Here is a 1,344-nt window from a genome sequence, read left to right on the forward strand (position 1 = left end):
TAGAAGGTTTTCATATAACACCTATATAATTCTATGAAAGATGGATATTTACTCGTTCTTCAAAGAATATAGATAACTGGTTTATAACCAAATCCCAGTTTTTATACCTTTGGGTCCATTTCTTTATAGTATTTTGGCTAGCTAAGTAAAGTATCTTTTCTAGAGCTTGATCAGATGGAAACATGGTTTTAGTCTTAGTTACTTTTCTTAGTTGTCTATGGAAACCTTCTATTATATTTGTAGTATACATTATACTTCTGATTTCCTCAGGATACTTGAAAAATGGAGATAATACGTCCCAATTTGATTCCCAACTTTTAATGGCATGAGGATATTTATCTCCCCACTTACTCTCAAGTTCTTCTAGCTTATCAAGCGCCTCCTCTTCGTTTATGGCCCTATACACTGATTTGAAGTCATTAGCAAACTCTTTTAAATGTTTATAACTAACGAACTTAAAAGAATTTCTTAGTTGGTGAACTACACATCTTTGTATTTCTGCCTTAGGATATGCTGCATTTATTGCTTCTTTAAGCCCTGATAATCCATCTACGCTAAATATTAATACATCTTGTAATCCTCTATTTTTCATATCATTTAAAACTCCAAGCCAGAATTTAGCTGATTCATTTTCACCTATCCAAATTCCTAATATATCTTTAAACCCATCTAAATTTACGCCTAAAACTACATAAGCTGCTTTATTTTTGATTTGTCCATCTTCTCTTACTTTGTAGTGTATTGCATCCATAAATACAAATGGATATATGGGGTGTAAAGGTCTATTTTGCCACTCTTTAATATGTGGAAGTATTCCATCAGTCATCTTACTTACCATATCTGCTGATACTTCTATTCCGTATATATCTTTTATCTGCTCATGAATATCTCTAGTTGACATACCTCTGGCATAAAGTGCAATTACTTTCTCTTCTATACCAGATATATCCCTTTTGTTTTTAGGTATAACTATTGGGTCAAATTCACCATGTCTATCCCTTGGTACTTCTAAGGGAATCTCACCAAATTGAGTTTTTACAGTCTTTTGAGTGTAACCATTTCTTCTATTATCTGTTTCTTTATTCTTTTTATCTCCTTTAGAATAACCTAATTCGGCCTCAAGCTCTGCTTCTAACATCTCTTGGAGTATATCTTTAAACATATCCTTTAAGTACGAATGAAGATCTCCTGGTGTTGTTAAATTTCCATCATTAATCATATTTCTTAAAATTTCTTTTGGTAATGTTGACATAAAAAATTCTCCTTTCTGGTTTAAATCATATTTTGATTCTTGCCAGAAAAGAGAATTTTATTTCGCAAAAGCACAGATTATTTTACACTACC

At 31.7% G+C, this 1,344-nt stretch carries 1 protein-coding gene; it reads right to left on the bottom strand.

The genetic code is table 11. From position 1 onward, the window contains the following. Positions 1 to 31: 31 nt before the first annotated feature. The gene (locus tag FYJ83_RS19535; protein ID WP_154443142.1) at positions 32 to 1,252 is read right to left on the bottom strand and encodes an IS256 family transposase; all 1,221 of its coding nucleotides are present in this window, start codon (positions 1,250 to 1,252) and stop codon (positions 32 to 34) included. Between the last annotated feature and the right edge of the window lie 92 nt (positions 1,253 to 1,344).

Origin of the sequence: Tissierella pigra (genome assembly GCF_009695605.1) — a bacterium.
GTDB lineage: Bacteria > Bacillota > Clostridia > Tissierellales > Tissierellaceae > Tissierella > Tissierella pigra.